The sequence below is a fragment of the Nonomuraea sp. NPDC004354 genome (genome assembly GCF_053602555.1).
In genome coordinates this window covers 43,490-69,555 of sequence record NZ_JBSGDV010000021.1, presented here as the reverse complement: position 1 = coordinate 69,555, position 26,066 = coordinate 43,490, and the positions used below count along the sequence as shown (strand labels likewise).

Here is a 26,066-nt window from a genome sequence, read left to right as displayed (position 1 = left end):
CGCTTGGTTACTTGAGAAGGTCGGCCACGCGTTCGGCGAGCGGGGTGGCGCTGGCCGGGTTCTGCCCCGTGGCCAGGCGGCCGTCGACCACGACCTGGGGCTGCCAGTCGGGCGCGGGCACGTGCGTCGCACCCTGGGCGACCAGGGCGTCGGCCAGCAGGAACGGCACGACGTGGTCCACCCCCGCGGCCTTCTCCTCGGCGTTGGTGAACCCCGCCACCCGCTTGCCCGACACCAGGGGGGTGCCGTCGGACAGCGTCAGGTTCACCAGGGCGGCGGGACCGTGGCAGACCGCGGCCACCACGCCGCCGTTCTCGTAGACCTCGCGGCCGACGCGGGCGACGTCGGGGTCGTTCGGGAAGTCCCACATCGTGCCGTGGCCGCCGGCGAACAGGACCGCGTCGAAGTCGCGGCCGTCGAGGTCGGCCAGCCTGCCCGCGTCGCGCAGCTCGCCTGAGGCGAGGAAGGCGGACTGCGCGGCGTCCTCGGGGTCGTAGCCGTCCTGCGGCGGCTGCCCGCCGAGGACGCTGGCCACCCGCACCTCGAACCCGGCCTCGCGGAAGACGTGCCACGGATGGGCGGCCTCGGAGACGTAGTATCCGGTCTTTCGCACCCCGCCCAGGTCGTCATGACTGGTCAGGGCGATCAGAATGCGCTTGCTCATGCCTCGATGATGCGCGGCGCCCGCCATCGGCCACAAATCGCCGAACCTGCTATCAAGCATCAGAATGCTGATATGTCGCTCTCGCTGGACCTCCTCAGGACCTTTCTCGCCGTGCACCGGACGGGCTCCATCACGGCCGCCGCGCAGACGCTCGGGCTGTCGCAGCCCGCGGTCACCGCGCAGGTGCGGGCGCTGGAGGCAGCGATGGACCGGCCGCTGTTCGACAGGCTGCCGCGGGGCGTCGCCCCGACCGCCGCCGCCGACGAGCTGGCCAGGCGGGTGGCGGGCGCCCTCGACGAGCTCGCCGAGGTCGTGGGGGCGGAGCTGCCCGCGCAGCAGAGCGTGCATCTCGGCGGGCCGGCCGAGTTCGTGTGCGTGGAGGTCGTGCCGGTGCTCGCGCCGCTGGTCGCCGAGGGGCTGGTGCTGCGCACCACGTTCGGGCTGACCGACGACCTGCTGGCCGAGCTGGCGGCGGGCCGGCTCGACCTGGTGGTCTCCACGGTACGGCCGCGCGTGCGGGGCGTGCAGGCCGAGGCGCTCTACGACGAGGAGTTCGTGCTGGTGGCGGCGCCAGGCGTGACGAGGGACGCGCCGATCATCGCCTACGCGGAGGACCTGCCGATCATCAGGCGCTACTGGCGGACGGTCTTCGGCCGGCGGGCCGGCATGACGGCGGGGGCCATCATCCCCGACCTGCGCGGCGTGCTGGCCGCGGTGCGCGCCGGAGCCGGCGTCTCGGTGCTGCCCGCCTACCTGTGCGCCGCCGACCTGGCGGCAGGACGCCTGGTCGCGCTCGCCGCGCCGGAGATCCCGCCGCTCAACACCGGCTACCTCGCGGTGCGCGCGGGCGGGCTGGCCAGGCCCGCGGTGGCGCGGGTGTACCGGCACCTGCTCGGGGAGTTCCGCGGCAGGCTGCTGCCGGAGTCCTAGCCGGTGAAGCGGGCGGCGAGGGCGTCGAGCTCGGCGACCACCTCGGTGGAGACGGCGCGGCGGGGCAGCCGGGAGGCGAGCGCCGTACCGAAGCCGACCATCCTGACGGTGTCGTCGATGAACCCGTCGAGGTCCTCGGGCCACGGGAAGGACGGCTGGCTGATCAGCAGCGACGCGCACCCGTGCGCGGCCGACCACACCCCCAGGGCGAGCGCCTGCGGGTCGCCGCGGAGCACCCCGGCCACCACGCACGCCGAGACCGCCGTCACCATGTAGCCGAAGCACGCCTCGGCGGCCGAGCCCGAGCCCTGCCGCATCATCAGCACCCGGTACTGCACGGGGTGGTCGAGCGCGAAGCGCACGTAGACCCGCCCGCACCTGCCGAGCGCCATGAACGGGTGGCCGACGTCGCGCGTGGCCTCGCGCATCCGCCGTTCGAGCTCGTTCCAGGCGCGCAGGCAGACCGCCTCGATGAGCGCGTCCTTGTCGGCGAAGTGCAGGTAGACCGACGGGGTCGACACCCCGGTACGGCCCGCGACCGCGCGCAGCGTCAGCGCCGCCTCGCTGCCCGTCTCGACCAGGAGCGCCTCGGCCGCCGCGAGGATCTCCTCGCGCAGCCGTTCGCCGTGGCCCGGATTGGCCCGCACCCGTTTCATCCCATCAGGTTGACACCGTCAGGTTGACGCCGTCAATGTGACCATATGACGACATTTGGGGAAGCGACCGCTGTGGTGCCGCGCGCGGACGGTGGTTTCGACGCCACGCTGGACGAGACGTGGAGCGTCGGCGGCAAAGCGCACGGCGGCTACCTGCTGGCCGTCATGGGCAGGGCCGCCGTGGAGAGCGCGGGCCATGACCATCCGCACGTGACCGCGGTGAGCGGCGCGTTCGTCTCGCCCCCTGCCTTCGGACCCGCGCGGGTCGAGGTGGAGACGCTGCGGCAGGGCAAGGCCGTCACCCAGGTGCGCGCCCGCCTGTCGCAGGACGGCGCCCCGCTGGTCGAGGCGCTGATCACGCTCGGCCGCCTCACGGAGGAGGACCCGTGGTGGTCGGACCTGGAGCCGGTGGACCTGCCCGACGAGCAGGAGTGCTGGCTGTCGCCGACCGAGCCGCCCGGCGCGGGGATGCGGGTGCCGCTGATGGAGGTCATCGAGCAGCGGCTCAACCCCGCCCACCTCGCCTTCGCCTTCGGCGAGCCGTCCCGCAGGGGAGTGATCTCGGGCTGGCAGCGTCTGGCCGACGGCTCCGACTGGGACCCGCTGTCGCTGCTGGTCGCCATGGACCCGGTGCCGCCGGTCTCCTTCGACCTCGGCGCGACCGGGTGGGTGCCCACCATCCAGCTGTCGGCCTACATCAGGCGGCTGCCCGCCCCCGGCCCGCTGAGGGTACGGCTGACCGCCTCCGACGTGACCGGCGAGCGGATGGACGAGACCGCGCACGCCTGGGACGCCAAGGGCCGCCTCGTCGCCCAGGCCACGCAGCTCGCCGCCGTCCGCACCCCCGCCCGGCCCTGAACGTGAAGTCCTCATGAGGCCGGCGAGCCGGGACCGCGGGCGGCCCCGCGGCGGCCCGACCGGCGCCGCGCTCCCGCTCGATCCGGTCCGCCGCCTGGCCGATGTAGCCCTCGACCACCCGCGCCCTGAACGCCGCGAACTCGGGGTCCTCGCCCAGCAGTTGGACGGCTCCGACGCCTCCGTCACCGCCGAGGTCGGCCTCGGCGGCATCGGGGAGGGCCGGTTCGGCCTGGAGGTGACGCTCAGGGTGGAACTGCCCGACGAGCTCCACGGCGAGAGCGGGCAGCGGCTCGTCGAGGCCACCCACCAGGTCTGCCCCTACTCCAACGCCACCCGCGGCAACATCCCCGTCGAGCTCGTCATCGAGTGACTCCGCGCGCCGGACGGCGCTCAGCCGAGGTAGGCGGCGCGGACCACGGGATCGGCCCGGACCGACGACGGCGGACCCGTCGCGATGACCTTGCCGAGGTCGAGGACGACCAGACGGTCACAGGTGTCCATGACGAATCCCATGTCGTGTTCGACCAGCAGCACGGTGGTGTCGAGCGCGGCGATGACCGCGCGCAGCCGGGCGGTCTGGTCGGCGTCCAGGCCCGAGGTCGGCTCGTCCAGCAGGAGGACCGAGGGGCGGTCGGCCAGCGCGCGGGCCAGCTCGACCAGCCGCCGCTGTCCCACGGGGAGCGCGGCGGCGTAGGCGTCGCGCAGCGGCAGCAGGCCGCACAGCTCCAGCACCTCGGCGGCCCGCTCGCGCCGGGCCGCCTCCAGGGCGCGCCTGCCGGGCAGGCCCGCCAGGTCGGCGAGCACGCCGCCCCCTCCGCCGCGCCACTCCATGGCGGCCAGGACGTTGTCGGCCACGGTGAGCCGGCCGAAGACCTGCGTGCGCTGGAAGGTACGGCGCAGCCCCGCCCGTGCCCGCCGTACCGCCGGGACGCCGGTCACGTCGGCGCCCGCGACCAGCACCCGCCCCGACTGGGGACGGCGCAGGCCGGAGACGACGTCGAACAGGGTGGTCTTGCCCGCGCCGTTCGGGCCGATCACGCCGCAGACCTGCCCCTCGGGCACGGTTAAGGAGACCTCGGACAGGGCGCGGACCCCGCCGAAGGCCACGCAGACGCCCTCGACGGCCAACGCGGGCTCGGTCATGGTGACACCCCCAGGTAGGCGGCGGTCAGGCGGTCGGCGTCCACGTCGGCGCGAGGGCCCGTCCAGGTGACGTGGCCCAGGCGCATGAAGGCGACCCGGTCGGCGAGCGCCAGCGCCTCGGTGGCCTTCTCCTCCACCAGCAGCAGCGCCACGCCGCGCTCGCGCAGCTCGGCGAACACGGCGAAGACCTGCTCGACGACCAGCGGGGCCAGGCCGAGCGAGGGCTCGTCGGCGATCAGCACGCGGGGCGGCCTGACCAGGGCGGGCGCGAGCGCGAGCAGCTGCTGCTCGCCGCCCGACAGCGCTCCGGCCGGCACGGTACGGCGGGCGGCCAGCTGCGGCATCCGCTCGTAGACCTGGTCGGGCGCCTCCAGCCAGGTCCGCAGGTTCTCCTCGACGGTCAGCCCGGGGAAGACGCCGCGTCCCTCGGGCGCCAGGAACACCCCCGCGCGGGCACGCCGGTGCGCGGGCCGGCCGGTGACGTCGTGACCGTCGAGCAGCACCCGTCCCGTGGTGACCGGCACGTCCCCGGCGGCGACGGCGCAGGTGGTGGACTTGCCCGCGCCGTTCGCGCCGAGCAGGGCGACGACCTCGCCCGGCCTGATCTCCAGGTCGACGCCCCGCAGGACGGTCACGTCGCCGTAGCCCGCGACGACGCCGTCGAGCGCGAGCACTGGGACGGGATCGGGCACCCCTTCCCGCCTGACCTCCTCGCGGGGACGCGCGGAGGGAGCCGGCCGCGCCGCCCCGGAGGCGAGCCAGGACCGCGCCGCGGAGGCATCCCCGGACGACCCGTTGGGCGGTGGCGCGGAGGGATCCTCGGGCGGCCCGCCGGGCGGTGCCGCCAACGCGGCGGTGCCGGCGGTGCTCACGGTGCCGGCAGTGCTGACCGTGCCGGCAGTGCTGACCGTGCCGGCGGTGCTAGTGCCGGCGGTGCTAGCGCCGGCGGAGCGGGCGGTGCGGCGGCGGTGGCGGGCCTCGGCGAGCTGGGCGAGGACACCGTCGGGATGCCGGGCGAGGATCATCCCGCCCGTCCCGAACAGGATCGCCCCGACGTGCGCGGAGATCTCCCAGCCGGCGAGCAGCTCGGGGAAGATCGCCGCGATCAGCCCGCCGAGCACCGCGCCGCCGATCCTGCGCACGCCCTGCAGCACCACGACGGCCAGCCACACGAACCCGGCGAACGCCGGCAGGTCCGTCGCCGTGATCGACCCCTTCGACGTCGCGTACAGCACCCCGCCGAGGCCGGCGATCGCCGACGCCAGCGCGAACAGCATGACCTTCGTCCGCGGCCCCGACACCCCGACCGTCGCCGCCGCGGCGGGCGCCGACCTGACGGCCAGGATCGCCCGGCCGGACACCGACCGTTCCAGGTTGCGGACCACCAGCCCGGCCAGCCCGATGAGCGCCAGCAGCAGCACGACCCGCACGCGCGGATCGGTGGTGTCGGCCACGCCGAAGGACAGGGCGGGCAGCGGCCAGCCGATGGTCCCGTTGCTGAAGGCGTCGACCTGGAAGAGCACCTGGTCGGCGAGCAGCGCCAGGGCGAGCGTGGCGAGTGTGAGGATCCTGCCGCCGAGCCGGAGCGCGGGCAGGGCCACCAGCACCCCGACGGCCGTGGCCGCCAGCACCCCGACCAGGATGGCCACGGGCAACGGCCAGCCGGAGGCGAAGGCCCACCCGCAGGTGAGCGCGGCCATCGCGGCGAAGGCCGCCTGCGCGAGGTTCACCATGCCGCCGATGCCCGTCACGACCACGAACGAGCAGAAGATCAGCGCCAGCACCAGCCCCTGCGCCACCACGCCGACGTAGAAGTCGTCCGCGGGCCTGGTGAACGTCCACACCAGCAGCGCCGCCAGGCCGGCCAGCCACGGCAGCCGGCGCCGCCAGACGGGCAGGTCGGCCAGGTGGTCGGGCGGCGGTGCGTCCTGGGCGGCGCTGCCGGCCACCCGTTCCCGCGACCTGTTCAGCAGCACGAGCCCCACGAACAGCAGGATCACCGGGACGGCCGTGCGCAGCCCGGTGATCTCGGCCGCGAAGTCCGCGTAGCCGGCGACCAGGTTCTGCACCACGCCCAGCCCGAGGCCCGCGGCGAACGTCCACGGGATCGAGCGCAACCGGCCGAACACCGACGCCGTCGCCGAGGCGAACAGCAGCACGGTGAACGCCCCCGAGTCCAGCCCCACCACCGGCAGGGCCAGCACGCCTGCCAGGCCCGCCAGCCCGGAGCTGAGCGTCCACGCCAGCGCGGAGGTCGCGTCGGCGTCGATCCCGCGCAGCGTGGCCAGGCCGCGCCGGTCGACCGCGGCCCGCATCCGCAGCCCGTACGGCGTGTGCCGCATGAACAGCCACAGCCCCGCCGCCACCAGCGCCGCCACGCAGAAGGTGATGACCTGGTCGGAGTCGAAGCTCATCCCGCCGAGCGAGACCTGCGCCGCCGGATAGGGGCCGGCGCCGTGCGGCAGGGCGGTGGCGTCGGCGGGCGGCAGGCCGAGCGGCTCGTCCAGCAGGTCGGCGACGAGCAGCCCGAGCGCGGGCAGCGCGATGGTCAGCCCGATCGTCGCCACGATCTGCGCGGTCTCTCCCGCGTGGGCCAGGCCCCTGAACATCGCCTTGTGCAGGCCGTAGCCGAGCAGCGGGGCGAACCCGGCGACGGCGAGCAGGGCCGCGGCCCATCCAGGCCAGCCCAGACCGACGTTGAGCTCGAAGAAGACCAGCGCGGTCAGGAAGCCGACCGCCCCGTGGGCGAAGTTGAACACGCCGGTGGCGGCGTACGAGAGGGTCAGGCCCGACGCCATCACGGCGAAGACGGCGCCGGTGACCAGCCCGCTCAGGACGTAGGCGAGCATCTACTTGAGCGGGACGTTGTCGAAGCACTTCATGTTCTTGGCCACCTGGTAGGCCCCGGCCTGGAGCCTGACCAGGGCGCCGCAGCCGTTGGGCTCGTCGTGGTCCTTGGGGTAGCGGATCCTGCCGAATCCGGCGTTCTCGTAGCTGAACGAGCCGTTGCCCGTGGCCAGGAACTTCTCGCGGGTGAGGTCCTTGCCGGTCTGTTCGAGCATCTTCAGGAAGATGTCGGCCGACCAGTACCCGATGGCCAGGTGCTGGGTGAGCGCGGTGCCGGGGGCGATCTTCTCCACGTCCTGCCTGAGCTGGGCGATCTCGGGGGCGCTCGATTCGAAGGGCTCGAACATGGGGGCGGCGATCACGCCCTCGAGGGCCTGGGCCGTGGCGGCGTCCTTGAGGATGGCCGCGTCGTAGCTGGTGGCGTCGCTGAGCACGCCCTTGTAGCCGGCCTTCTTCAGCGCGGAGTAGAGGCCGACGTTGAACTTGGTGCCGGCGATGATCGACACCACGATGTCGGGTGGCCCGCCGCCGTCCGAGGTCATGATCTTGTCGACGTAGGGCAGCCAGTCGGCGGGCGGCGCGGCGGCCGGCAACGCCGAGTTGAGCCCGACGAGCTCGAAGCCCGCGGCCTGGAAGGACTGGGAGATGGTCTTGCCGCCGTACTTGCTGCCGCTGGAGTCGGAGGTCTGCACGTAGACGGTCTTGCCCGCGGCGCCGCCGAGCAGGTCGGCCATCTGGTTGCCCCACCAGGTCTGGGAGCCCGCGCCCGGCTTGGGCGCCAGGCAGCCGTTGTATCCGAAGCCGGTCCTGGTGCCGCACCACTGCGGGCCGGTCGCCCAGCCGAACCACGGCACGCCCTGCTGCTCGAGGAAGACCGCGCCGCCGAAGTTGGGGGCGTGGACGGGGACGAGGGCGAACACCTTGTCCTTCTGGACGAGCTTCTTGGCCGCCGCGTCGCCCTTGGCGGCGTCCTGGGTGTCGTCCTCGGCGCCGATGAACTCGATCTTCCGGCCGTGGACGCCTCCGGCCGCGTTCGCCCGCTCGAATCTGGCCCTGGCGCCGATCTCGGCGTCCTTGGTGGAGTAGCCGCTGGCGCTGGTCTTGGTGAGCACACCGCCGACCCGCACCGTCGTGTCGGTCACCCCCGGGGTCTGCCCGCCCGGAGCCGCCGCCTTCTGTTGCGCCGCGCATCCCGCGATCGCCATCACCGTTGCCAGCACCACGAGTTCTCGCCGCAACCCAGCCTCCGCTTTTTGGCCTAGCGCTCGCTTGGTTTTGCGTCAGAGTAGGTTCGGGCCGAATAGGTGTCAACGCTTCTCAACCAAGCATGTGCTTGCTACGGTTCGGGCATGCTGATGCGCGCCGCCGTCCTGACCGGATTCCACCGGCCGATGGAGATCCGCGAGGTGGAGATCGCCGATCCCGGCCCGGGCGAGGTGCGCGTCCAGATCAAGGCCTCCGGCGTGTGCGGGTCCGACCTCAAGGCCATCGACGGCAAGAGCCCCGTGGTCCGGCAGCCGCCGTTCATCCTCGGCCACGAGAGCGCGGGCATCGTGGAGAGCGTCGGCGAGGGCGTGACCGCGGTCGCGCCGGGCGACCACGTGATCATCTCCATGAGCGGCCCGTGCGGGAAGTGCCGGCAGTGCGGGGCCGGCCGCTTCCACCTGTGCTCGGGCCCCGCCAGGATGACCGCGATCATGGGCGGCGAGCCCAGGGTCACCATGGACGGGCAGGAGACGCGGCGGTTCATCGGCATCGGCGCCTTCGCCGAGTACGCCGTCGTCAGGGAGGCGATGTGCGTGAAGATCGCCCCCGACGCGCCGTTCGACGCCATGTGCCTGCTGGCGTGCGGCGTCATCACCGGGGTCGGCGCCGTCCTGAACGTCGCCCGGGCCGGCCAGGGCTCCAGCGTGCTGGTCGTCGGCTGCGGCGGCGTCGGGCTCAACGTCGTCCAGGGGGCGGTGCTGGCGGGCGCCACCACGATCATCGCCGCCGACGTCGTCGAGCAGAAGCTCAAGCTCGCCGCCCGCTTCGGCGCCACCCACACCCTGCTCGCCGGCGACCTCCCCCGGCAGGTCGGCGAGATCGTGCGCGGCGGCGTCGACCACGCCTTCGACGCCACGGGCGTCGCCGGCGTCCTCGGCCAGGCCTTCGCCGCCACCCAGCCGGGCGGCACCACGGTCATGGTCGGCAGCCCCGCCGCCGGCACCCCCCTGACCATCGAGCCCGGCCTGCTGTTCGCCTCCCGCCGCCTCATGGGCACCCAGGGCGGCGACGCGGCCCCCCACCGCGACCTGCCCATGCTGGCCGCGCAGTACCAGCGCGGCCGACTCGATCTCGACGGCCTGATCACCGAACGCCTCCCCCTGGCCGACATCGGCCAGGCCGTCGCGCACGTCCGCCAGGGCAGCGTCGCCCGCTCCGTGATCGTCTTCTAGCCCGCCGTCCGCCACGGCGCCGCCCGGCCCTACGATGGTGTGATCATTGGCGACGGCCCCGGGCGGAAGCGGGACGATGACCACACTCGAGCAGGGACGCGACACCCGCACCAGGATCCTGGCCGCCGCCCGCACGCTGTTCGCCGAGCGCGGCTACGCCGCCACGTCGCTGGCCGACATCGCCGCCGCGGTCGGGCTGACCAAGACGGCCGTCGCCTACCACTTCCACCCCAAGGACACGCTGGCCGCCGAGCTGATCGCGCCCTGCGCCGACGACATGCTCGACCTGCTGGGCACCGACTTCGCCGACCGGCGCGCGCTCGTGACGGCGCTGGCGGCCTTCACCGTACGGCACCGCGCGGTGATCAGGCTGGTCATGGAGGACCTGGGCGGTGCCGACGACGCGCCCGCCGGATCGCCGGGCGAGGCCATCAGGACCTTCCGCGACGAGATCTTCACCAAGCTCGTCGGCCCCGAACCGACGCGGGAGACGCGGGTACGCGGGTGGGCGGTGCTCGGCGCGCTCCAGTGGGGCGTCGTGCAGACGATGGACCTGCCCGAGGAGAGCGTGCTGCCCGTGCTCACCGCGGCCGCCCTCGCCATCTGAGGAGGGGGCGGCCGGACGGTCGTCAGTCCGCGGGCGATCCAGCGCCGGAGGTCGGCGCGGGAGTCGGCTCGGGGTCGGTGCCCGCGGGCGGATCGACGTCGGGTGGCGTGCTCGGCTCGCCAGGGTCGGGGAACGACTGACCCGCCACGCCGACCGTGATCACGATCGGCTGTCCAGGCGCGGCGCACGTGCCGGGCGACACGCTCTGCCCGAGCACCGAGTCCACCTGGCCGATCTCGCCGACGATCTGGGGCCGCTGCCGTACCGCGAGGCCCGCGTCTCCCAGCACGGCCCGGGCCTCACGCCTGGACAGCCCCACCACCTGCGGCACCCGCACGCCGTGCCGGGCCACCGTCAGCGCGACCGCACGGCCCGCCGTCACGCGCGCGCCCGCCGCCGGCCTGCTGCTGATCACCTGGTCGTCGGGCAGGTCGGAGCAGCTCGTGCCGATCCTGCCCACCTTCAGTCCCGCCGTCTTCAGCGCCGCCTCGGCGGCCTCGCGCGACATCCCCGTCAGCGCGGGCACCTCGACGCCGCCCGCCGACACCTTCAGGTCGACCCTGGTGCCCCTGGCCACCCTCGCTCCCGGTCCAGGCGTGCTCCCCAGCACCTCGCCCGACGGCCGTGAGGATTCGCTCGAACGCACCGACCCCACGACGAGCCCCGCGCCCTCGATCGCCCTGATCGCCGCGGAACGGTCCAGTCCCACGACGCCAGGCACCGCGTACAGGACCGGCTGAGCGGGCACCGTGAGCGGCGGACGCTCGACCGTCGCGGGGCTGTCGCTGATCCCGCCCGAGCCCTGCTGGACCGTCGCCGGGGTGGGCGTCCCGGTCACGACCGCGGACCTGGGCGCGGCGGCGGCCGGTGTCCTGGCGCTCTGCAGGGCCGGCACCAGGACGGCGACCAGCACCGCGGCGCTGATCAGCAGCGCGGAGGAGACCGCCAGCGAGACGCGGTTGGCGGCGGGCCCCGCCCAGCGGCCTGGATGGGTGGCCTCCGGTGTCCAGCCCGCGGGTCCCGGCCACGAGGGATGGCCTTCCCCCACGTCGCCCACCGAATGCGCCCGCCGGGGGCCCGCCGGATCCGCCGGATCCCCCGACGTCCAACGGCCCGCCGGATCCGCCGAATCCCCCGCTGTCCGGGGGCCCGCGGGATCCCCCGCCGGCCAGGGGTTCGAGGGATCCGCCGTCGGCCGGGGGCCCGCCGGACGTCTGGCGGGCGCCGCGCCCGAGCCGGAGGCCCGGACCGCTTCCCTCAGCCGGGCGCCCGCGACCGGCTCGGCGCCGCGCTGCGCCGGGATCTCCGGCAGCAGGTAGCCGCCCGAGGCCCCGGTCGCCTCCGGCTCGGCCAGCGGGTCCGGATCCACGCGCAGGATGTGCGGCGCGGGCGAGCGCAGCACCTCCGCCGGCACGCCCCCACCCGCGCCCAGCAGCGCCAGCAACAGCTCCCCGCTGGCCGGCCGGTTGCGCGGGTCCTTGTCCAGGCAGCAGGCGACCAGGCCGCGCAGCCGCCCGTCGAGCCGCCCCAGCTCGGGCTGCGCGGTCAGGATGCGGTGCAGCACCGGCGCCACCGAGTCCTGTCCGAACGGCGCGGCGGCGTTGGCCGCGAAGCACATCGTCGCGCCCCACGCGAAGACGTCCACCGCCCCGGTGATCGCCGAGGCGGTGATCTGCTCGGGCGCCATGTAGGCGGGCGTGCCCACGCCCCTGCCGCTCACGGTCGCCGCCGCGTCCAGCACCTTGGCCAGGCCGAAGTCGATCACGCGGGGGCCGTCGGAACCGAGCAGCACGTTCTGCGGTTTGAAGTCACGGTGCACGATGCCGGCGCGGTGGATGGCGGCCAGCGCGGTGGCGGTGCCGACCGCGAGCCGTTCGAGGGCGCCGCCGCCGCGCGGGCCCTCGAGTGCCACGTCCCTGGCCAGCGAGGGTCCTTCGACGTACTCGCTGACGATGTACGGCCTGCCGTCGTCCAGCCCGGCGTCCACCACCTGCGCCGTGCAGAACCGCGCGACCTGCTTGGCCAGCTCGACCTCGCGCAGGAAAGCCGCCGGCTCCTCGCCCACGGGTCCGTGCAGCAACTTGATCGCGAAAGAGTTCGCGCCTAACTCGCCGAGGTAGACGATCCCCTGACCGCCCTCCCCCAGCCGCCCGGACAGTTCGTAGTCGCCCAGTCGCTGAGGGTCCCCCGCCCGGAGCGGTTTCGGCACGGGCGCCTCCCCTCGCCGCCCACCGGTTACCTCTCTACTGAAGTCGAGGGATCGCGGCGCGTCAACGGACCGTGACGCCGTTGTGATGTCCTATTTCTGGATACTTCCTGTGTAGCGAGGGGTGTCCTCGCCCGCTCTGATCACCTGAAACGTGTACCCGCGCGTGTCCTCCGCGGCGAACACCACCCGGCCGGGATGGCATCCCTCACCCCTGACCTGCGACAGGTCGTAGGTGGCCGGGTCGACTCTGGCCAGGACGCCGTCACAGTGGAGGCTCTGGCCCCACCGCATGGTGCCCCCGGCCGCGTCGCCCCGTAGGCTCAGCCGTATCGGGAAGGTGACCTTCGAGCTAGGGTGATGGGCCGCGCCGGACCACTCGCCGGCGAGCGGCGGCGGATCGCCGCGCCACGGGCTCGCCAGCGCGAGCGCGCCCGCCGCCAGCGCCAGCGCGCCGGCCACCGCCGCCGCGATCCACCACCACCGCCACGGCCACCGCCCGGCACGGCTCGGCCGTGCCGGGTGCTCCGCGGCCACGAGCGTGCCCTCGTCGGTGCGGCTCGCGGCTGCGCGCTCGGCCACCGAGACCGGTGGGCGCCCCGGCGCCGCCGCCCCATGGACCGAGCGGGGCGCGGGCGGAGAGGCCACGGGCGGAACGGCGCCGGGCAGAGTGGCGGCGGACGAGGCGCCGGCGGACAGGGTGGCGGCGGGCGGGGTGGCGGCGGGCCCGCCGAGCAGGACGGCCAGCGCCTCCTCCGCCGTGGGCCGCTCCTGCGGCGCCCTGGCCAGGCACGCCACCACCAGCTCCCGCAGCGTTCCCGACAACTGCCCGAGGTCCGGCGTGCCGTACAGGATCCTGCCGAGCACCGCGGGATAGGAGTCGGCGGCGAACGCGGCCCGCCCGCTGGAGGCGAACGACATGGTCAGCCCCCACGCGAACAGGTCCACCGGCGTGCCCGCGGGCTCCCCGCTGATCTGCTCGGGGGCCAGGTAGGCGGGCGTGCCGACCGGTTGGGCGCCGACGGTGCTGGTGGAGTCGATCAGCCGCGCGATCCCGAAGTCGATCACCCGTGGCCCCTCCGGGCCGAGCAGCACGTTCTGCGGCTTGAAGTCGCGGTGGACCACGCCCGCACGGTGGATCGCCGCCAGCGCGGTCATCGTGCCCACCGCGAGCCGGTCGAGGGCGCCGCCCGTGCGCGGCCCCTCCCGTGTGACGAGCACGTGCAGCGACTCGCCTTCGACCAGCTCGCTGACGACGTACGGCCTGCCGTCCGTCACCCCCGCGTCGAGCACCTGCGCCGTGCAGAACGGGGCCACCCTGCGGATGCTCTCGAGCTCCGCCCGCAGCCGCCGCTCGGTGCGCAGGCCCTGCGCGTCGTCGGAGCGGGCGTGCAGCCACTTGACCGCCACGCGCTTCCCGCCGGGCGACAGCGCCTCGTAGACCACGCCCTGGCCGCCCTGGCCGAGCCGGGCGAGGACGCGGTATCCCTGAAGGTCCTGCGGATCGCCCGGTTGGAGGGGGCTCAACGGCATGCCGACAACTATAGGAAGGCGGCGTACCGGTCGAGAACCGGCAGCACCTCGTCGGCCGTCCCGCTGGGCAGCGACAGCACGGTCTCCTCGATGCCGAGCGCGGCGTAGTAGTCGAGCTTGCCGCGGGTGGGCAGGGTGCCGAACGGGATCACCTTCGCCGTCGCCGACGCCTCCCGCAACGCAGGCAGCGCCGCCTTGATGCCCTTGCCGCCGATCGGCATCCAGCCGTCGGCGTACTCGGCGACGTGCGCGAACAGGGTGGGTCCCGCGGCTCCGCCCACGTAGACCGGCGGCCCCGAGGCCGGCTTGGGCCACGACCACGACGGCTCGACGCCGTCGAAGGCCGCCACCTCCCGGCTCCACAGGGCCTTCATCGCCAGCACGTGGCGCCTGGCCACCTGCCGCCGCTCCCGGTACGGCACGCCGTGGTTCTCGATCTCCTCCACGTTCCAGCCGAAGCCGACGCCGATCACCACGCGCCCGCCCGACAGGTGGTCCAGCGTGGCGATCGCCTTGGCGGTGACGATGGGCTCGCGCTGGGCGGCCAGCAGGATGCCGGTGCCGAGCGTGATCGTCGAGGTCACGGCCGCCGCCGACGCGAGGGCGACCAGGGGGTCGAGCGTGCGCCGGTACTCCTCGGCGAGCTGCGGCGTACCGGTGGGCGGCGGGGTGCGGCGGGACACCGGGATGTGGGTGTGCTCGGGCAGGTAGAGGGAGGAGAAGCCGCGTTCCTCAGCCGCCCTGGCCAGGTCGGCGACGGGCATCGCCAGGTCGGTGCTGAACATCGTGACGCCAAGCCGCATGACCGCTCCTTAACCAAGCGATTGCTCGGGACCGGTTCTTAGAGTAGCTTGCCGCTCATGGGATTCGCTGCGGTCGCGGGCGTGCGGCTGTTCTACACCGACGACGGCTCAGGCGACACGACGCTGCTGCTCGTCCACGGCTGGGGCGCCGACTCCCATCAGTGGGCGCGACACATCCCCACCCTCGCCGGCAGGCACCGGGTCATCGCGGTTGACCTGCGCGGGCACGGCTACTCTTCGGCGGAGGACAAGGGCAACAACCCCGTCCGCATGAGCGAGGACCTCGTCGACCTGCTCGACCTGCTCGACGTCGAGCGGTGCGTGATCGTCGGCCACTCCATGGGCGCGGTGATCGCCTCCCGCCTGGCCGTCGAGCACCCCGCGCGCGTCACCGCCGTCATCGGCGTGGACCCCGGCTACGGACGTCCCGACGAGGTCGTGGCCATGGCGGTCGCGATGCGGGAGGCCCCGGCCGTCCAGATCGACCAGTGGTGCTACACCCCCGCCTCCCCCGGCTGGCTGCGCGAGTGGCACCGGCGGCGGCTGCTGGCGACACCGCCGCACGTGCTGGCCGAGGCGTACGACGGGCTGTGGTCGGGAGAGGAGGCGATCGGCTCGCGCGGCGCGGCCGAGCCGTACCTGTCTCGCCGGACCTGCCCCGTGCTCACGTTCTGGACCGACCCCGCGCAGGCGGCGTGGGAGACGGGCCTGTTCACCCACCCCGCCTCGCGCACGGTCTGCTGGCAGGGCAGCGGACACCGGCTGCACGAGGAGCGGCCCGCCGAGTTCTTGCTCGTGGTCAACCAATGGCTGAAGGAGATCTCCCGGTGAAGTTCGCCATCTTTCTGAACCCCCAGATCCCCGGCTCGGGGTACGCGGCCGAGGAGAACGCGCGGGCCAAGCGGCCGATCGGACGGGACACCGAGTCGTACCAGAGGCTGCTGCACGAGGTGCGGGAGATCGCGGTGCACGCCGACCGGATCGGCTTCGACGCGCTCATGATGACCGAGCACCACTTCCACTCGGAAGGGATGGAGTTCTCGGTCAACCCGCTGATGTTCCTGACCGACCTGGCCGCGCGAACCGAGCGCATCCTGCTGGCGCCGCTCGGACTCGTGCTGCCCGCCTGGGATCCGATCAGGGCGGCGGAGGACGTGGCGCTGCTCGACCAGTTCTCCAAGGGACGGCTGCGGCTGGGCGTGGCGCGCGGCTACCAGAACCGGTGGATGAACGTCCTGGGCCAGCGCTGGCACGCGGCGGCGGCCAGGTCGGACGGCTCGTCGAGCGACAACCGCAACTTCGACGTCTTCGGCGAGATCCTCAAGATCATGAAGATGGCCTGGACGCAGGAGACCCTCCGCTACAAGTCCGACGTCCTCGACTACCAGGTGCCGTATCCCTTCGAAGGGATCGAGGGGTGGCCCGCCACGGAGTGGACGCGGACCTTCGGCGCGCCCGGCGAGCTCGACGACGAGGACCGGGTCCAGGCGGTCAGCGTCTGCCCCCGGCCGTACCAGAACCCGCACCCCGAGCTGTGGCAGCCGTTCACGATCTCCGACCGCTCGGTCATCAGGGCGGCGCAGGAGGACATCCTGCCGTGGATGTTCACCCCCAACCCCGACGACCACGCCGCGAAGGCCAAGCTCTACCAGGAGGAGTCGGCCAAGCAGGGCCGTCACTACAAGCTGGGCGAGCACACCGGCATCCTCAAGATCGTCGGGATCGCGGACACCACCGAGGAGGCGATCAACACCTACGGCAGGAACATCCCCAAGGACTTCGCCGCCTTCTTCGGACCGTTCGGCTACCTCGAGGTGCTGCGCAAGAAGGAGGACGACAAGCACCGGCCGATCTCGCCGGAGAAGGGCGACGTGCGGCGGATGAACGACGTCGAGATGGCGCTGTTCGGCTCACCCGACGACGTCAAGCGCGGCATCCAGCGCATGCTCGACCGCATGCCCGACCTGGAGTGGTTCGGCCTGTACATGCAGGGCCAGCAGGGCGTGCTCCCACTCGACACGGTCAAGCGCAACCTCGAACTGTTCGCCACCAAGGTCATCCCGGAGTTTCAGTGAAGTTCTGGCTCGGCGCCTCCTTCTGCGACACCTCCGAGTTCCTCGACCTGGCGGTGGCCGCCGAACGCTGCGGGTTCGACACCTTCACGCTGTCGGACCACCTGTTCTTCGCCGACTTCAGCACGCCGTACCCCTACGGCAGGATGCGCTGGACGGCAGAGACGCACTGGCCGGACGTGTGGGTGACGATCGGCGCGATGGCGGCGGTGACCACGCGGCTGCGCTTCTCGCCCAACGTCTACATCGCGCCGGCGCGCGACCTGATCACCGTGGCCAAGCAGGTGTCGACGGCCGCCGTCCTGTCCGGCGACCGGGTGAGCTTCGGGGTGGGCGTCGGCTGGTGCAAGGAGGAGTTCGTCGCCACCGGACAGGACTTCCACACGCGCGGGCGCAGGCTGGACGAGATGATCCCCCGCCTGCGGGAGCTGTGGTCGGGCGAGCAGGTGGACCTGCCGGGGTTGCCGCCGCTGTCGATGTCGCCCGTGCCCGCCGCGCCCGTCCCGATCTACGTCGGCGGCGACAGCGAGGCGGCGCTGCGCAGGGCGGCCAGGGTCGGTGACGGCTGGATCGGCAACCGGATCTACACCGAGGAGCAGATCGACGCCGTCCTCGCCGACCTGCGCCGCTACCTGAAGGAGTACGGCAGGCAGGAGGACGCGCTCGAGATCATCGCCCCGCTGGCGGTGCTCCCGGAGGCGGCCACCTACCGGCGCTTCGCCGACAAGGGCATCACCGGCACGATGGCCGCGCCGTGGTGGCTGTCGCCCGAAGAGCCCAAGGTCGACACGATGGAGCGCTTCGCCGAGGAGGTCATCGCCAGGATGTGAGACGTGCCGGGGGCCCGGTCGGCGGCGGGCGTCCCGGGGGCGTGGTCGGGCGGGCGGCGCGGGGCCGATAGCCTCGACGCATGCTGGAAGAGATCATGGCGACCCGCTATGTGACCCCGTTGCGGGAGGGTGGGTCGCTGCCGGGGGTGGTCGAGGCCGACGACCTCGGCACCTACGTCGTGAAGTTCCGTGGCGCCGGGCAGGGGCCCAAGGTGCTCGTCGCCGAGATCATCTGCGCCGAGCTGGCCAGGCGGCTCGGCCTGCGCACCCCCGAGCTCAAGCTCGTCGACCTCGACCCGCAGATCGGCCTGCGCGAGCCTGACTTCGAGATCCAGGCGCTGCTGCAGGCCAGCGCCGGGCGTAACGTCGCGATCGACTTCCTGCCCGGCGCCCTCGGCTTCGACCCCCTGTCCTGGCGTCCCGACGCGGGCTTCGCCGCCGAGGTGCTGTGGTTCGACGGCCTGATCCACAACGTCGACAGGACGTGGCGCAACCCCAACCTGCTGGTCTGGCACCACGACACCTGGCTCATCGACCACGGCGCGGCGTTGTGGTTCCACTACAGCTGGAAGAGCGCCGACCCGCAGCGGCCCTTCGACGCCGCGGACCATGTCCTGGCGCCGTTCGCGGCCGACGTGTCCCTGGCGGGCGACCGGCTCGCCGCGAAGATCACCAGGGAGCTGCTGGCCGAGGTGACCGCGCTCGTGCCCGACGAGTGGCTGGAGGGCGAGCAGGGCTTCGAGTCGGCGCAGGCCGTACGCGACGCGTATGTCGACCACCTGCTGGCCCGCGCCCACGGCCCGCGCGAGTGGCTGACGGTCGCGGCGAAGGCCGCGCCGAAGAGCGGGCCGGGCTCGGTCGGCGCTTTCTGGAAGCAGGGAGACAAGTGATGGGACGCGACGTCTACGAGTACGCCGTCATCCGTGTCATCCCGCAGATGGAGCGCGGCGAGCAGATCAACGTCGGGATCCTGCTGTACTGCCAGCCGCGCGACTACCTGTGCGCCCGCGTGGAGCTCGACGAGGACCGCCTGCGCGCCCTCGACCCCTCCGCCGACCCCGGCGAGGTACGGCTCGCGCTGGCGGGCTACGAGCTGGCCTGCGGTGAGGCGGCGGGGCCGTTGGAGCGCGAGTCGCTGGGCAGCAGGTTCCGCTGGCTGACCGCGCCCCGCAGCACGGTCGTCCAGACCTCCCCGGTCCACGCGGGGCTGACCACGGACCCGGAGGGCGAGCTCACCCGCCTGTTCGACCGTCTCGTCCGCCTCTGAGGGCGGCGGGCCGGACGCCAGGCTCACGACACCGACCATGAGGAGCCCTCGATGACCGTTCGCCGCGTCGTGCCCAACCTGACCTCCGCCGCCTTCGACGACAGCAGGGACTTCTACCGGCTGCTCGGCTTCGAGGAGGTGATGAACCACGGCTGGATCATGACCCTCGCCTCCCCCGGTCAGCCCACCGCCCAGATCAGCGTCATGACCACCGACCTGACGGGTCCGGTGAACCCGGACCTGAGCGTCGAGGTCGACGACGTGGACGCCGCCTACGCGGCCGTGGTGAAGAGCGGCGCCGAGATCGTGCACCCGCTGAGCGACGAGGAGTGGGGCGTGCGCCGGTTCTTCGTCCGCGACCCCGGCGGCCGCGTGATCAACGTCCTGGGCCACCGCTAGCCGGGCGGGCGGGGGCTGGTCCGCCGGGTCGCCGGAGCGTTACCGTTGAAGAAAGACTGCTCCGTCCCCCAGCGGTGGCCGATCGGTGCGCTCGACAGCGCCGGAGGTGCCCATGAACGACTACCCGCCGATCGCGGACCACGGCATAGTCGGGGATCTGCAAACCGCCGCCCTCGTCTCCGGCACGGGCACCATCGACTGGTGGTGCACGCCCCGCTTCGACTCCCCGAGCCTGTTCGCCTCCATCCTGGACAGCGATCGCGGGGGGCACTGCCGGCTCGCCGCCGACCTGGACGGCGTCTCCGAGGCGACGGTCCGGCAGCTCTATCTGCCGGACACCGCGGTCCTGGTCACCCGCTTCATGGCGCCCGGCGGGGTCGGGGAGGTCGCCGACTTCATGGAGCCGGACACCTCCGCCACCCCGTCCGACCGGCACCGCCTGGTGCGGGCGATCCGGATGGTTCGCGGCAGCCTGCCCTTCGAGCTGGTCTGCCGTCCCCGCTTCGACTACGGCCGGACGCAGCACACCCTCGCCTTCCTCGACGACGGGTCGGCTCTCTTCCACGGTCCTGGCACGGACCTCCACCTGCAGGCCAGCTTCCCTCTCACCCTGCATCCGGACGGCAACGACGTCACCGCCCGCTTCACCCTCCAGGCCGGCGACGTGGTCGCCATCACGCTGACGAGCGACCGCAGCGGCCGGCCCACGACCCCGCTGACCGGCGACGACGTCCTTCGCAGTTTCGAGGCCTGCACGGGCTTCTGGCTCGGCTGGCTGCGCGCGTCGCGCTACCGCGGCCGCTGGCAGGACATGGTGAACCGGGCGGCGATCACTCTCAAGCTGCTCACCTACGCGCCCACCGGCGCGCCGATCGCCGCGGCCACCATGGGCCTGCCCGAGCAGATCGGCGGCGAGCGCAACTGGGACTACCGCTACACCTGGGTCCGTGACGCCTCTCTGTCGGTCAGGGCGCTGATCGACCTCGGCTTCGTCGAGGAGGCCCACGCCTTCCGCCGGTGGCTGCGTGACCGTCTGCTCGACGGCGGCACCACCTCGGGCGAGCCGCTGCAGATCATGTATCGGATCGACGGCGACCCGCACCTGACCGAGGAGATCCTGCCCCACCTGGAGGGCTACCGGAAGTCGGCGCCGGTCCGGGCCGGCAACGCCGCCGCCGGCCAGATCCAGCTCGACATCTACGGCGAGGCCGCCGACGCCCTGGCGCAGACCCGTAACGTGGGGGGCATCCGCGGCTGGCAGGCCCTCGCGGGGCTGCTCGACTGGCTGTCCGACAACTGGGACCGCCCCGACGAGGGGATCTGGGAGACCCGCGGCGGGCAGCAGGAGTTCACCTTCAGCCGCCTGATGACGTGGGTCGCCTTCGACCGCGGCATCCGCATGGCCACCACGCACTCCCGCCCGGCCGGCCTGGCCCGCTGGCTGAACGCCCGCGACGCCGTCTTCGACCAGATCGTCACGCGCGGCTGGAACGCGGACCGGCGGGCGTTCGTCCAGCACTACGCCACCGACGTCCTGGACGCCTCGCTCCTGCTCATGCCGCGCGTCGGGTTCCTCGATCCCCGTGACCCCGACTGGCTGAGCACTCTCGACGCCATGGACAGGGAGCTGGTCAGCGACAGCCTCGTCTACCGCTACGACCCGGCCGCCTCCCCTGACGGGCTGCGCGGCTCGGAGGGCACCTTCAACCTGTGCAGCTTCCTCTACGTGGAGGCCCTGGCCCGCTCAGGGCGGCTGCGGCAGGCCCGCTACGCCTTCGACAAGATGCTCACCTACGCCAACCACGTCGGCCTGTTCGCCGAGGAGATCGGCCCGTCGGGCGAGCAGCTCGGCAACTTCCCGCAGGCCTTCACCCATCTGGCGCTCGTCGCCGCGGCCATGGCCCTGGACGAGGAGCTCGACCGCGCGCACCAGTAGGGCCGCCGTGCGCCTCGCGGCTAGGGGCGGGCGTCGATCTGCCGGGCCAGGCCGTCCAGCAGCATGTCCAGCCCGAAGCGGAAGGCGCCTTCGGGGTCGCTGGCCATGCCGGTGGCCTCGCCGAGGCTCGTCGAGACCCGCCGCGCGACCGGATAGGAGGTGCCCGCCGTCGCCGCGGCCAGGGCGGGGGCGACGCCTTCCCACCACTGCACGTCGGTGAGCGCGCTCTCCTCCCTGATGCGCCGCAGCGAGATCACCCAGCGTGCCGCGCTGGAGACCAGCCCGAGGATCGCCGTGAGCGCCCGGTCCATCTCGATGTCGCTCAGCCCCAGCCCGTCGAGGGCCGAAAGCTCGGCCTCGTACTTGCCGGACACCCCGGGGCCTGGCACCGGACGGCCGGGCGCGGCCTCCACCGTCCACGGATGGGCCATGTGGTGGTCCCAGTTGGCCTGCGCGATGCGCTCGGCCCTGGCTCGCCACGGTCCGGCCTGCGCGGGCGGCGGTCCCTCGGCGTAGACCGCCGCGGCGACGGCGTCGAGCATGAGCTCGATGAGTTCCGAGCGGCCCGCGATGTAGGGGTAGAGGGCCATCGGGCTGACGCCGAGGTCGCCGGCCACCCTGCGGATGGTGAGCGCGTCGAGCCCCTCCTGGTCGGCCACGGCGATCGCGGCGTCCGTGATGCGTTTGGGGGTGAGCCCTGATCGGCTCACCGCCTCGGCGGGCCGCCACAGCAGCCCGATCAGCTTGATCGGGTCTCCCGGCCGCTCGGCTCTCTTCGCCACCGTCAACTCCCTTCGGTTTACGCTGTACTATACATTGTCCGAAACGATGGGAGGGCACGTGAACAGCGAAATGACCGTTCCTACCCCGATCCAGGTGAAGGGGGTGCGCAAGCGGTTCCCCGGCACCGAACGTCCCGCGCTCGACGGCGTCGACCTCACGGTGGCGACGGGCCGGATCTGCGCGTTGCTCGGCGGCAACGGCGCGGGCAAGACCACGATGGTCAGGATCCTGGCCACCCTGACCAGGGCGGACGCGGGCACCGTCCACGTCGCCGGCTGGGACGTGGACAAGGCGGCGACACGGGTGCGGGCCGCGATCGGGCTCGTCGGCCAGTACGCGGCGCTGGACGAGCTGCTGAGCGCCCGGGAGAACCTCGAACTGTTCGGCAGGCTGGCGGGCCTGGACCGGCGCCGCGCCCGCGCACGGGCCGGCGAGCTGCTCGACAAGGCGGGGCTGACCGAGGCGGGCGGACGAGCGGTGGGCGCCTTCTCCGGCGGGATGCGCAGGCGCCTCGACCTGGTGACCTCCCTCATCACCACGCCGAGCGTGCTCTTCGTCGACGAGCCCACCACGGGCCTCGACCCGCAGGCGCGGCGCGACCTGTGGAGCTCGGTGCGCGCCCTCGCCCAGGCGGGCACCACCGTCCTGCTGACCACCCAGTACCTCGAGGAGGCCGACGCGCTGGCCGACGACGTGGTGATCCTGCGCGAGGGAAGGGTCATCGCCCAGGGCACGCCCGAAGACCTCAAGAAGCTCGTCGGCGAGCCCCGCATGGAGCTGCGCGCGCCGACCCTCGAAGACGTCTACCTCCACCTGTACGCCACCTCACCCGCCGGAGCGCCCTCATGACGACCATCCCTCTGGCAGGCTCCACGGCGGCGCCGGTGCGGACGCGCCTGTGGCGCGAGGCGACCATCCTGGCGGGCCGTACCATCAGGCACTGGCGGGCCAGGCCGGCCGCCTTCGCGGTCCAGCTGCTGTTCCCCGTGCTCGTCATCCTCATGATGGGCGGCCTGCTCGGCGGCGCGATCGCGGGAAGCGCGGGGGGCTACATCCTGTTCGTCATCCCGGGTGTCCTGGCGTTCACGATGCTGTTCGGCGTCGAGACGACGATGATCGCGGTGACGACCGACGCGGCCAAGACGGTGACCGACCGGTTCCGCTCCATGCCCATCTCGCGGGGCTCGGTCCTGCTCGGCCGCGTGCTCGCCGACATGCTGACCTCGGTCGTGGAGGTCGTCGTGATCACGCTGGCCGGCCTGGCCCTCGGATGGCGGTGGGAGAACGGCGTCCTGCCCGCCCTGGCCGCCTACGGGCTGCTGCTCTGGTTGCGCTTCGGCCTGCTGTGGGTGGGGGTGTGGGCCGGGCTGACGGTGGGCTCGCCGGAGGCGGTGAGCGCCGCGCAGCTGCTGGCCTGGCCGATCGGCTTCCTGTCGACCGTGTTCGTCCAGCCGGTCACGATGCCGGTCTGGCTCGGCGCGATCGCCGAGGCGAACCCGCTGTCGGCCACGGCGACCGCCGTCCGCGAGCTGTTCACCGGTGTCCACCAGCCGGGGCTGACGTGGGCGGCCGGGCACCCGCTCGTCATCGCGCTGGCCGCGCCGCTCCTGCTCACCGCGGTCTTCGGGCCCCTGGCGGTGCGCGCGTTCAAGGGGCTGGGCCGATGAGCCCCTACGACGAGGTGATCCGCGTCCGCGGCGCGCGGGAGAACAGCCTCAAGAACGTCGATGTCGACATCCCCAAGCGCCGGCTCACCGTCGTCACCGGCGTCTCGGGATCGGGCAAGTCGTCGCTGGTCTTCGACACGCTCGCGGCCGAGTCCGGACGGCAGCTCAACGAGACCTTCACGGCCTTCGCGCAGGGGCGGCTGCCCAGCTACGGCCAGCCCGACGTCGACCACCTGGAGAACCTGTCCGCGGTGATCATCGTGGACCAGAAGCGGCTGTCGGGCGGCCCCCGCTCCACCGTGGGCACCGCGACCGACATCGGCGCCCGCCTGCGGCTGCTGTTCTCCAGGCTCGGCGAGCCCCCGGCCGGCTACTCCAACGCCTACAGCTTCAACGACCCGGCGGGCATGTGCCCGAACTGCCAGGGCCTGGGCGTGGCCGCCACGGTCGTCGAGTCCGAGCTCGTCGACGACGACCGGTCGCTGGCCGAGGGCGCGATCACGTTCCCGGCGTTCGCGCCCGGCCAGTGGATGTGGAAGGCGTACGCCCGGTCGGGCTTCTTCGACGTCGACAAGAAGATCCGCGACTACACCGCCGAGGAACGCGACATCCTCCTGCACGCTCCCCCCGACACGCTGAAACCGCCCGCGGGCATGGACGCCGTCGGCACCGCCTACGAAGGGGTGCTGTCCCGGTTCTCGCGCATCTACCTGCAACGGGAACCCGAGTCGTTCAAGGGGGCGCAGCGGGAGGCGTTCGAGCGGATCGTGGCCAGGCGCCGCTGCCCGGAATGCGACGGCTCCCGCCTGGCCGCGCCCGCCCGCGCCAGCCTCATCGGCGGCCACTCCATCGCCGACTGCAACGCGATGCAGGTGGACGACCTGCTGGAGACGATCGGCGCCGTCGACCGCCCCGAGGTCGCGCCGCTGCTGTCGGTGCTGCGCGAGCACCTGCGCCGCATGGTCACCCTGGGGCTGGGATACCTCAGTCTCGACCGCGCCACCTCGACCCTCTCGGGCGGCGAGTCGCAGCGCGTCAAGATGGTGCGCCATCTCGGCAGCGCCCTCACCGACATGCTGTACGTCTTCGACGAACCCACCGTCGGCCTGCACCCGCGCGACGTGGACACGCTCGGCGAGATGCTCCTCGCCCTGCGCGACCGCGGCAACACGGTGATCGTCGTCGAGCACGCCCCCGAGGTCATGGCGATCGCCGACCACTGCGTCGACATGGGGCCGGGAGCGGGGGCCGCGGGCGGCCGCGTCGTCTTCGAGGGCGCCTACGCCGAGCTCCGCCGGGCCGACACCCCCACCGGCGCGGGGCTGCGAGCCGACCGGGCCAAGCGCGGCGACCCGCGGCCGGCGACCGGCTGGACGGTGATCGAGCACGCCCGCTCGAACAACCTGCGCGACGTCACCGTGCGCGTCCCGCGCGACGTCATGACGGTGGTCACGGGGGTCGCCGGGTCCGGCAAGAGCAGCCTCGTCCTCGGCCACCTGCCCGCCGCCGAGCCGGACGCGGTCGTGATCGACCAGCGGCCCATCCGCGGCTCCCGCCGCTCCAGCCCGGCGACCTTCACCGGGCTGCTGGACTCCGTCCGCCAGATCTTCGCCAGGGCCACCCGCCGGCCGGTCGGCCTGTTCACCCCCAACTCGACCGGCGGGTGCCCGGCCTGCGAGGGGACCGGCCTGATCTACACCGACCTGGCGTTCATGGAGGGCGTCACCACCCGCTGCGAGTCCTGCCGGGGCAGGCGCTTCACGGCCGAGGCGCAGCGGCACGCGGTCAACGGGCGCACGATCGCCGACGTCTTCGAGATGAGCGTCAACGACGCCCAGGCCTTCTTCACCCAGAAACCCGTCAGGGAGGTCCTCGACCGCCTCGACGCCGTCGGTCTCGGCTACCTCACCCTCGGCCAGCCGCTCACCTCCCTGTCCGGCGGGGAACGCCAGCGGCTCAAGCTCGCCACTGAGCTGGCCGCCCCCGGCCGGACCATCATCCTCGACGAGCCGACGACGGGGCTGCACATCGCCGACGTCGAACGGCTCGTCGGCCTCCTCGACCGGATGGTGGACTCCGGCTCGACCGTCGTCGTGATCGAGCACAACCTCGACGTGATCCGCGCCGCCGACTGGATCATCGACCTCGGGCCTGAGGCCGGGCACGACGGCGGCCGGATCGTCTTCGAGGGCACGCCGCGGGACATGGTCGCCACCTCCTCGACCCACACCGCCCGGCACCTGCGCCGGCACCTGGAGGCCAGCGGTCTCGCCTGAGGGCCGGGCGCGGCCGGGACCGGGTGACCCGGCTCACGCCCGGCGGCCGCGGGCCGAGCCGGCGGGCCGGGCGCCCGCCACCCCTCGGGGGAGGCCCACCGGCTCTCAGGGTGGTTTCAGGGTCGTCCCTGAAGGCGAGTCCCCGCGGGTG

24 protein-coding genes are annotated in these 26,066 nt (G+C 73.2%); 15 read left to right on the top strand and 9 right to left on the bottom strand.

Features of this window, described 5'->3' with window-relative positions; all coding sequences use genetic code 11:
- Positions 1-7: 7 nt before the first annotated feature.
- Entirely contained in the window at positions 8-664 is a 657-nt protein-coding gene (locus ACWENQ_RS38475) for a type 1 glutamine amidotransferase domain-containing protein (RefSeq protein ID WP_452418659.1), read from the bottom strand.
- A 72-nt stretch (positions 665-736) separates the two neighbouring features.
- Here ACWENQ_RS38475 and ACWENQ_RS38470 point away from each other — a divergent pair, with 72 nt between their 5' ends.
- On the top strand, positions 737-1,594 hold the full coding sequence (locus ACWENQ_RS38470) for a LysR family transcriptional regulator (protein ID WP_452418658.1): 858 nt from the start codon (positions 737-739) through the stop codon (positions 1,592-1,594).
- Here the strand turns inward: ACWENQ_RS38470 and ACWENQ_RS38465 are convergent.
- Entirely contained in the window at positions 1,591-2,250 is a 660-nt protein-coding gene (locus ACWENQ_RS38465) for a TetR/AcrR family transcriptional regulator (RefSeq protein WP_452418657.1), read from the bottom strand. The two genes, ACWENQ_RS38470 and ACWENQ_RS38465, sit on opposite strands and share 4 nt — an antisense overlap.
- 45 nt (positions 2,251-2,295) lie before the next feature.
- Between ACWENQ_RS38465 and ACWENQ_RS38460 the strand changes: the two genes are divergently transcribed.
- Together ACWENQ_RS38460 and ACWENQ_RS38455 are read left to right on the top strand one after the other, a co-directional pair.
- On the top strand, positions 2,296-3,108 hold the full coding sequence (locus ACWENQ_RS38460) for a thioesterase family protein (RefSeq protein WP_452418656.1): 813 nt from the start codon (positions 2,296-2,298) through the stop codon (positions 3,106-3,108).
- A gap of 13 nt (positions 3,109-3,121) precedes the next feature.
- A complete protein-coding gene (locus ACWENQ_RS38455; RefSeq protein WP_452418655.1) occupies positions 3,122-3,478 on the top strand; it encodes a hypothetical protein in 357 nt (118 codons plus the stop codon).
- 20 nt (positions 3,479-3,498) lie between these two features.
- Here the strand turns inward: ACWENQ_RS38455 and ACWENQ_RS38450 are convergent, their stop codons facing one another.
- The 3 genes from ACWENQ_RS38450 to ACWENQ_RS38440 are packed head-to-tail and all read right to left on the bottom strand — an operon-like array spanning position 3,499 to position 8,336.
- Positions 3,499-4,251: an ABC transporter ATP-binding protein gene (locus ACWENQ_RS38450; protein WP_452418653.1), complete on the bottom strand. Its 753-nt coding sequence runs from the start codon at positions 4,249-4,251 to the stop codon at positions 3,499-3,501.
- Entirely contained in the window at positions 4,248-7,100 is a 2,853-nt protein-coding gene (locus ACWENQ_RS38445; RefSeq protein WP_452418651.1) for an ABC transporter permease subunit, read from the bottom strand. Before ACWENQ_RS38445 ends, ACWENQ_RS38450 begins: the two co-directional genes overlap by 4 nt.
- Positions 7,101-8,336, bottom strand: coding sequence for an ABC transporter substrate-binding protein (locus tag ACWENQ_RS38440; RefSeq protein ID WP_452418650.1), 1,236 nt, complete (start codon positions 8,334-8,336; stop codon positions 7,101-7,103).
- A gap of 111 nt (positions 8,337-8,447) precedes the next feature.
- On the opposite strand from ACWENQ_RS38440, the gene ACWENQ_RS38435 reads away from it, so the two are divergent.
- A complete protein-coding gene (locus ACWENQ_RS38435) occupies positions 8,448-9,536 on the top strand; it encodes an alcohol dehydrogenase catalytic domain-containing protein (protein WP_452418649.1) in 1,089 nt (362 codons plus the stop codon).
- A gap of 76 nt (positions 9,537-9,612) precedes the next feature.
- Positions 9,613-10,143 (top strand): TetR/AcrR family transcriptional regulator, encoded by a 531-nt coding sequence (locus tag ACWENQ_RS38430; protein WP_354917955.1) that lies wholly within the window; start codon positions 9,613-9,615, stop codon positions 10,141-10,143.
- Positions 10,144-10,165: 22 nt separating this feature from the next.
- On the opposite strand, the gene ACWENQ_RS38425 is transcribed toward ACWENQ_RS38430, so the two are convergent.
- The 3 genes from ACWENQ_RS38425 to ACWENQ_RS38415 all read right to left on the bottom strand — a co-directional run bounded on the left by ACWENQ_RS38425 (position 10,166) and on the right by ACWENQ_RS38415 (position 14,685).
- The gene (locus ACWENQ_RS38425) at positions 10,166-12,352 is read right to left on the bottom strand and encodes a PASTA domain-containing protein (protein ID WP_452418647.1); all 2,187 of its coding nucleotides are present in this window, start codon (positions 12,350-12,352) and stop codon (positions 10,166-10,168) included.
- 90 nt (positions 12,353-12,442) lie between these two features.
- Entirely contained in the window at positions 12,443-13,882 is a 1,440-nt protein-coding gene (locus ACWENQ_RS38420; RefSeq protein WP_452418646.1) for a serine/threonine-protein kinase, read from the bottom strand.
- A gap of 8 nt (positions 13,883-13,890) precedes the next feature.
- Positions 13,891-14,685 carry a TIGR03619 family F420-dependent LLM class oxidoreductase gene (locus ACWENQ_RS38415; protein ID WP_452418644.1) on the bottom strand — a complete coding sequence of 265 codons (795 nt, stop codon included), beginning with the start codon at positions 14,683-14,685 and terminating at the stop codon, positions 13,891-13,893.
- 57 nt (positions 14,686-14,742) lie between these two features.
- Between ACWENQ_RS38415 and ACWENQ_RS38410 the strand changes: the two genes are divergently transcribed.
- From ACWENQ_RS38410 to ACWENQ_RS38380, 7 genes are all read left to right on the top strand, one after another.
- Complete coding sequence (locus ACWENQ_RS38410; RefSeq protein ID WP_449929170.1) at positions 14,743-15,516, top strand: alpha/beta fold hydrolase; 774 nt, start codon at positions 14,743-14,745, stop codon at positions 15,514-15,516.
- Entirely contained in the window at positions 15,513-16,760 is a 1,248-nt protein-coding gene (locus ACWENQ_RS38405) for an LLM class flavin-dependent oxidoreductase (RefSeq protein ID WP_452418642.1), read from the top strand. The genes ACWENQ_RS38410 and ACWENQ_RS38405 overlap by 4 nt, the downstream gene beginning before the upstream one ends.
- The gene (locus tag ACWENQ_RS38400) at positions 16,757-17,587 is read left to right on the top strand and encodes a TIGR03619 family F420-dependent LLM class oxidoreductase (RefSeq protein ID WP_354917937.1); all 831 of its coding nucleotides are present in this window, start codon (positions 16,757-16,759) and stop codon (positions 17,585-17,587) included. The genes ACWENQ_RS38405 and ACWENQ_RS38400 overlap by 4 nt, the downstream gene beginning before the upstream one ends.
- An 80-nt stretch (positions 17,588-17,667) precedes the next feature.
- Positions 17,668-18,477 (top strand): HipA family kinase, encoded by an 810-nt coding sequence (locus tag ACWENQ_RS38395; protein WP_449929167.1) that lies wholly within the window; start codon positions 17,668-17,670, stop codon positions 18,475-18,477.
- Positions 18,477-18,854 carry a DUF3037 domain-containing protein gene (locus ACWENQ_RS38390; RefSeq protein ID WP_449929165.1) on the top strand — a complete coding sequence of 126 codons (378 nt, stop codon included), beginning with the start codon at positions 18,477-18,479 and terminating at the stop codon, positions 18,852-18,854. Before ACWENQ_RS38395 ends, ACWENQ_RS38390 begins: the two co-directional genes overlap by 1 nt.
- Positions 18,855-18,905: 51 nt before the next feature.
- Positions 18,906-19,253, top strand: coding sequence for a VOC family protein (locus tag ACWENQ_RS38385; protein WP_449929163.1), 348 nt, complete (start codon positions 18,906-18,908; stop codon positions 19,251-19,253).
- A gap of 112 nt (positions 19,254-19,365) precedes the next feature.
- Positions 19,366-21,189 (top strand): glycoside hydrolase family 15 protein, encoded by a 1,824-nt coding sequence (locus tag ACWENQ_RS38380; RefSeq protein ID WP_452418641.1) that lies wholly within the window; start codon positions 19,366-19,368, stop codon positions 21,187-21,189.
- Between the two features lie 20 nt (positions 21,190-21,209).
- Here the strand turns inward: ACWENQ_RS38380 and ACWENQ_RS38375 are convergent, their stop codons facing one another.
- On the bottom strand, positions 21,210-21,971 hold the full coding sequence (locus ACWENQ_RS38375; RefSeq protein ID WP_449929159.1) for a TetR/AcrR family transcriptional regulator: 762 nt from the start codon (positions 21,969-21,971) through the stop codon (positions 21,210-21,212).
- Between the two features lie 70 nt (positions 21,972-22,041).
- Between ACWENQ_RS38375 and ACWENQ_RS38370 the strand changes: the two genes are divergently transcribed.
- Genes ACWENQ_RS38370 through ACWENQ_RS38360 form a run of 3 tightly spaced genes read left to right on the top strand, consistent with a single transcriptional unit; the run spans position 22,042 to position 25,915 of the window.
- Positions 22,042-22,821 carry an ABC transporter ATP-binding protein gene (locus tag ACWENQ_RS38370; RefSeq protein ID WP_452418639.1) on the top strand — a complete coding sequence of 260 codons (780 nt, stop codon included), beginning with the start codon at positions 22,042-22,044 and terminating at the stop codon, positions 22,819-22,821.
- Positions 22,818-23,639, top strand: coding sequence for an ABC transporter permease (locus tag ACWENQ_RS38365; protein ID WP_449929155.1), 822 nt, complete (start codon positions 22,818-22,820; stop codon positions 23,637-23,639). Before ACWENQ_RS38370 ends, ACWENQ_RS38365 begins: the two co-directional genes overlap by 4 nt.
- Positions 23,636-25,915: an ATP-binding cassette domain-containing protein gene (locus ACWENQ_RS38360; RefSeq protein ID WP_452418638.1), complete on the top strand. Its 2,280-nt coding sequence runs from the start codon at positions 23,636-23,638 to the stop codon at positions 25,913-25,915. Before ACWENQ_RS38365 ends, ACWENQ_RS38360 begins: the two co-directional genes overlap by 4 nt.
- The last annotated feature ends 151 nt before the right edge of the window (positions 25,916-26,066 follow it).

Coding starts and splice junctions, on each gene's coding strand:
- ACWENQ_RS38390 (WP_449929165.1), top strand. CDS start 18,477: ATGGGACGCGACGTCTACGAGTACGCCGTCATCCGTGTCATCCCGCAG.
- ACWENQ_RS38370 (WP_452418639.1), top strand. CDS start 22,042: ATGACCGTTCCTACCCCGATCCAGGTGAAGGGGGTGCGCAAGCGGTTC.
- ACWENQ_RS38470 (WP_452418658.1), top strand. CDS start 737: ATGTCGCTCTCGCTGGACCTCCTCAGGACCTTTCTCGCCGTGCACCGG.
- ACWENQ_RS38395 (WP_449929167.1), top strand. CDS start 17,668: ATGCTGGAAGAGATCATGGCGACCCGCTATGTGACCCCGTTGCGGGAG.
- ACWENQ_RS38365 (WP_449929155.1), top strand. CDS start 22,818: ATGACGACCATCCCTCTGGCAGGCTCCACGGCGGCGCCGGTGCGGACG.
- ACWENQ_RS38445 (WP_452418651.1), bottom strand. CDS start 7,100: ATGCTCGCCTACGTCCTGAGCGGGCTGGTCACCGGCGCCGTCTTCGCC.
- ACWENQ_RS38450 (WP_452418653.1), bottom strand. CDS start 4,251: ATGACCGAGCCCGCGTTGGCCGTCGAGGGCGTCTGCGTGGCCTTCGGC.
- ACWENQ_RS38475 (WP_452418659.1), bottom strand. CDS start 664: ATGAGCAAGCGCATTCTGATCGCCCTGACCAGTCATGACGACCTGGGC.
- ACWENQ_RS38380 (WP_452418641.1), top strand. CDS start 19,366: ATGAACGACTACCCGCCGATCGCGGACCACGGCATAGTCGGGGATCTG.
- ACWENQ_RS38385 (WP_449929163.1), top strand. CDS start 18,906: ATGACCGTTCGCCGCGTCGTGCCCAACCTGACCTCCGCCGCCTTCGAC.
- ACWENQ_RS38455 (WP_452418655.1), top strand. CDS start 3,122: ATGAGGCCGGCGAGCCGGGACCGCGGGCGGCCCCGCGGCGGCCCGACC.
- ACWENQ_RS38415 (WP_452418644.1), bottom strand. CDS start 14,685: ATGCGGCTTGGCGTCACGATGTTCAGCACCGACCTGGCGATGCCCGTC.
- ACWENQ_RS38420 (WP_452418646.1), bottom strand. CDS start 13,882: ATGCCGTTGAGCCCCCTCCAACCGGGCGATCCGCAGGACCTTCAGGGA.
- ACWENQ_RS38460 (WP_452418656.1), top strand. CDS start 2,296: ATGACGACATTTGGGGAAGCGACCGCTGTGGTGCCGCGCGCGGACGGT.
- ACWENQ_RS38465 (WP_452418657.1), bottom strand. CDS start 2,250: ATGAAACGGGTGCGGGCCAATCCGGGCCACGGCGAACGGCTGCGCGAG.
- ACWENQ_RS38430 (WP_354917955.1), top strand. CDS start 9,613: ATGACCACACTCGAGCAGGGACGCGACACCCGCACCAGGATCCTGGCC.
- ACWENQ_RS38435 (WP_452418649.1), top strand. CDS start 8,448: ATGCTGATGCGCGCCGCCGTCCTGACCGGATTCCACCGGCCGATGGAG.
- ACWENQ_RS38410 (WP_449929170.1), top strand. CDS start 14,743: ATGGGATTCGCTGCGGTCGCGGGCGTGCGGCTGTTCTACACCGACGAC.
- ACWENQ_RS38360 (WP_452418638.1), top strand. CDS start 23,636: ATGAGCCCCTACGACGAGGTGATCCGCGTCCGCGGCGCGCGGGAGAAC.